The sequence below is a fragment of the Candidatus Nanosyncoccus nanoralicus genome, from assembly GCF_004138405.1.
Classification (GTDB): domain Bacteria; phylum Patescibacteriota; class Saccharimonadia; order Saccharimonadales; family Saccharimonadaceae; genus Nanosyncoccus; species Nanosyncoccus nanoralicus.
This window is the reverse complement of record NZ_PRLL01000010.1, coordinates 12320-17013: the sequence shown is the minus strand read 5'-3', so window position 1 is coordinate 17013 and position 4694 is coordinate 12320. Positions and strand designations below refer to the sequence as shown.

Annotated in this window: 5 protein-coding genes; all 5 read left to right on the top strand. The window is 40.2% G+C overall.

Annotated features, from left to right (window positions below):
• Window positions 1–1432 (top strand): hypothetical protein (locus G3KMM_RS02800; protein WP_164998474.1); only part of this gene is annotated, 1432 nt, incomplete at its 5' end.
• A gap of 59 nt (window positions 1433–1491) precedes the next feature.
• Window positions 1492–2778, top strand: a complete 1287-nt coding sequence (locus G3KMM_RS01840) for a UvrB/UvrC motif-containing protein (protein WP_129604780.1) — start codon at window positions 1492–1494, stop codon at window positions 2776–2778.
• A 19-nt stretch (window positions 2779–2797) separates the two neighbouring features.
• Window positions 2798–3163: a phage holin family protein gene (locus tag G3KMM_RS01835; protein ID WP_129604777.1), complete on the top strand. Its 366-nt coding sequence runs from the start codon at window positions 2798–2800 to the stop codon at window positions 3161–3163.
• Between the two features lie 3 nt (window positions 3164–3166).
• Complete coding sequence (gene secG / locus G3KMM_RS01830; protein ID WP_164998473.1) at window positions 3167–3394, top strand: preprotein translocase subunit SecG; 228 nt, start codon at window positions 3167–3169, stop codon at window positions 3392–3394.
• Between the two features lie 74 nt (window positions 3395–3468).
• Window positions 3469–4694, top strand: a 1226-nt coding sequence (locus tag G3KMM_RS01825) for an ABC transporter substrate-binding protein (protein ID WP_195157076.1), incomplete at its 3' end; no start/stop codon positions are given.

Below are 4694 nucleotides of genomic sequence, written 5' to 3'. Positions count from 1 at the left end.
TGCTCAGGCCATAGAGGCCGCCTCAGAATTAATATCAGAACAGCCCGAATCAGACAACGTGGTTTCCGAAACAGTAGTTGTTGAGGATGTGGTCGAGTCTACAGTTCCTGGGTCAACTATTCCTGAAGATGAGACTAGTATAGACCCCTCAGTGTCGGCGCCAGAAGATTCCACTAGTGAAACTACTTCAATTTCTATGCCTACACCAGAAACCCCAAAATCAAAAAAGAAGAAACTTCCGTTAATTGTAATTGGCGCTACCCTTGCCACTCTAGTTGTAGGTGGCTCAGCTTTTGCTTTTTACTACAACATGCCTGAAAAAGTGGCAGCCGATGCCATTTCTGGTTTTATTAAACAAAGCAATGCGCAACTCGCATCTAGCGGCAGTCTTGAGCTTTCTCCGCAAACTGATTCTGAGCTTTATCAACATATCTCAAATCTTCGTCTTGATTTTAAGACCGATGTCGATCATTTTAATCGTAGCGCTGAATTTGATTTTGGTATTAGATTACGTGAATATGGTTATCTACATTTTAAGCTCAGCACTTTTCTTGAAGAAAATGGTACAGCCTATCTCAATATCGATAATCTTGCCGAGGCTTATCAAAAAGCAGTTAAGGCTGCTGGCTTAAAGCAAGATGATCCCGAACTTCGCCTAATTCTCAGCCTTCTCGAAAAATCCTTGGAGAATGTTGAGGGTAAATGGTGGCGCATTGATGTTAATGAGATTATAAGTTCACTTGATAAGACCGATTTTAAACTTGAGAAGAATGACAAAGAAAATATTAGCTCGGCCTACGCCTGTCTTGTTAATGAAATAAAACAAGAACTTAGCCAGACTGACCGTCTCACAAAAATCTATCTCGAACATCCATTTATTAATCTTACCTCTGTAAGTTATGATAAACTCCCAGAAGACTCCCTCAAAGGTAGAATCGAAGACTACGGTAATCTCTACCAGGTCTCATTAGATGCAGATAAACTCTTTGAATTCACTAAGAAACATCAGCAAGCAGCAGAGAATACTAAAATTGTCGAATGTTTGAAGAAAATCGAAAAGTCTTCCACTTCATTTGGCGAAGATGATAAAACAGAAGATACGGAGGATCAGGAACTTACAAAAGCAGATGTTCAAAACTTCGTCTCTCATCTTAAAAATCTGTATCTAGGCGTTGATTTTCTTACGCATCAGTTAAAAGGTGCTTATCTTCAGGTCTCAGAATCCAAGGTTGATTTTACAGGCATCGTTAACTTTAAATATCAAAATTCAGCTCCAGTAGTTGCGCCACGTGATGCCACTTCTATAGGTGATATTATTAAGGGCCTCTTTTCAAATCAAGGCGTAGTAGATGGTAATACCAATCTTGAAGAAGAACTAAAAGAGATATTAAGATCAAAAAAATTTGAGCGAGAACATCCAGATTTAGATTAGTGAAGTTGGTCTAGACTAAGCCTAGATCGCAAAACCTACAAAAATGTTACAATAACAATGTGATTTCAGAAAATCTAAAAGCAAAACTTAAAACTCTACCCTCTGCTCCCGGCGTTTATTTTCATAAAAATCAAAAAGGCGAGGTGATCTATGTTGGGAAAGCTGCCGTACTAAAAAATCGAGTACGGCAGTATTTTCAAAACACCGAAAAAGATCCCAAAACCGAAGCGCTAGTAGCAGAGATTTTTGATACGGACTGGATCGTGGTTGAGACTGAGATGGACGCTCTCTTTCTTGAATCGGAGATGATCAAGCGCTACATGCCTCAGTGGAATATTCTTCTTCGTGATGATAAGACGGTTAGTTATGTCCGCATCGACATGAATAATCCCGTGCCCTACGTCTCGACTACCAGAAACCCATTAGATGATGGTGCAACTTATATTGGTCCATTTTATGCGAAAAATACCATTATTAAAGCTCTTAGAATCCTACGTAAAATCTTTCCATTTTACGAAAAACCTTATGACGGGAAAAAGACTCTCAACTCTGATTTAGGACTTACGCCGGGGATTGAGATTGGTAAAACAACGCCAAAGGATTACAAAAAGAGTCTGCGCTTCCTTATTCGCTATTTAAATGGCGATCGCGAGAAGCTGATTGTTGATCTTGAAAAACAGATGAAGGCTGCCGCCTCACTCGGCAATTTTGAAGAAGCTGCTAGGCTTCGTGATGAGTATTTTGGACTGAAAGGTTTAAAGCGTAAGATCGTCTTCTCCGACAAAGAATTTCTAGACCTTTCCTCTGATCAGGCCCTCCTGGAGCTAAAACAACTCTTAAATCTCAAAGACCCACCGCGTCGCATTGAGGGCTATGATATCTCCCATATTTCAGGCTCTAATACTGTGGCCAGTATGGTGGTTTTTCAAAATGGTGCCTCTGACCGCACCGCATACCGCAAATTTAAGATTAAAAGTAGCAAGAACGATGACACTGCAAGTATGTATGAAGTGATTTTTCGTCGTCTCAAGCATTCAGAATGGTCTTTTCCCGATCTAATTATCCTTGACGGAGCAGTGCCTCAACTCAGCGCCGTTATTCACCTGCTTGAACAGGCACATATTCCAGTGATTGGTCGTAACAAATCGGGCGACCATACGAGAAACGCTGATGTTAATGTGATAATTCCAGTTCGCCAGTCCGATGGTTCTTATATTTATCAATCGCAACTCTATTCTAATGATTCTCATCTCGCTAAATTAATTGCCCGTATCGATGAAGAATCGCATCGTTTTGCCATAACCTACCATCGTCAACTTCGTAGCAAGCAATTACTCGGACGCTAACTTATGTTATAATTTGGTTATGATAAAAAAACAATTTCTTATTTTTCTATTTCGTTGGTTTGTCTCCTCGGTGATTATGTGGATCTGTATTAATGCCTTTGGTAGTATCGATGCTGGCTATAATAATTTCTGGCTCTACCCAGCTGCCGGCTTAGTGATGTCTCTAGTTAACGCCATCGTTAAACCAATCGCCACCATCTTCAGTCTCCCCCTAATTATTCTTTCTATGGGGCTTTTTACACTAATCCTGAATATCTTAATGATCGCCCTAGTTATCTGGATTGTCCCACATGTCCATATGTCCTCCATCGGAGTTATTCTCTCATGGCTACTTATCAGCGTTATAAACAGTCTTGTTAATTTTCTAGTCCCGTCCTATAATTAATATATGAATATTGGAAATTTCTTAGAAACCGTAACTCTTGTCTCTGCCGTTTTATGTATTTTACTAGTTCTCTTACAGCAACGCGGTGCCTCTCTTGGTGCAGGCTTCGGTGCATCTGGTGAGTTATATACAACTCGTCGAGGTCTAGATCGCTCTATATTTAACGTTACAATTTTCTTCACACTAGTCTTCGTATTTTCAATTTTGGGATTATTATTAATCCCCGCATAACCTAAATTATGAATAAAAATCTCAAAAAGAGTGGGCGCAAAATTTTCAAGAAAATTTCTCTTTTTTCCAAAAGAGTGCATCGTGATGGCCAGGAGCATATTAAAGAAAATCTTATTGATCACATTTCCCACATTAAGGATGTTCGTCTCTATATCCTCGAATGGATCCTTCTTGTTACGGTCATTATCTTACTTTCTATTACTCAGGCCTACTGGTATTTAAATTCCTTTGCCGTCGAGACTTACACGAGTGGCGGTACTTATACTGAGGCCACTCTAGGAAAGATCAATTCTTTTAATCCACTTTTTGCTAGTACTTCGTCCGAGGAAACCCTCTCTCGCCTACTCTTCGCTACTCTAAGCGCCAATGATTATTCTGGCCATACTGGCCTTGGTCTTGCTGAAACTATCCACGCAAATGATGCGGGTGATGTTTGGACAGTGAAGCTCCGTGAAGGATTAAAATGGTCTGATGACCAACCAATTACTAATGCCGATGTTCTCTACACCGTTAAAACTATTCAAAGCACTCGTATTAAAACCAGTTTTGCCGCCAAACTTGTTGGCGTTACTGCCGTTGAGAACGAGCAGGGGGAACTAATATTTACGCTTAGCTCGCCTAATGCTTTCTTTGAAGGTTCACTTGATATCCCAATTTTACCCTCTCATCTCCTTGCAGATGTCTCTCCAGAATTATTACTTGAGAATAAGTTCTCTAATCGCCCAGTCACTTCTGGTGCCTTCACGGTTAATGCTACACAGAATATTGGTACCGAAGGTGAGAAAATTGTCTACCTCACAGCCAACTCAAAATATTATAAGGGCGCGCCTATGCTCGATAGCTTTTCAATTCACGCCTTTAATAATTTAAATGACATCAAGAATGCTATTCGTAGTGGTACCGTCACTGCAACCGCTGACCTACCTTCCAAATTTGCACAAGAATTAAGCATAGGTAATATTAACGAATACCAGAATTCAGTCAATTATGGTGTTTTCGCCTTCTTTAACACTGAAAGTCCCATACTTAAGGATAAAAGTTTAAGGCAGGCTATACGTCTTGGTTTAAATTTTAACAATCTACGCACTGGACTCAGTGGGGAATTACCACTTGATTATCCGTTACTTGAGTCGCAGGTCGGTTCAATCACTTTTCCAAGTATTCCAAAGACCGATGTAACCACCGCTAAGGCTGAGATTGAAAGGCTGAAGGTTGCAACCCCAGATCTAGCTTCTGCAAAAATTAATATCGTCACTATTAAGGGTAATGGCTACTTGGAAGAGTTTGCTAATCGTATTGC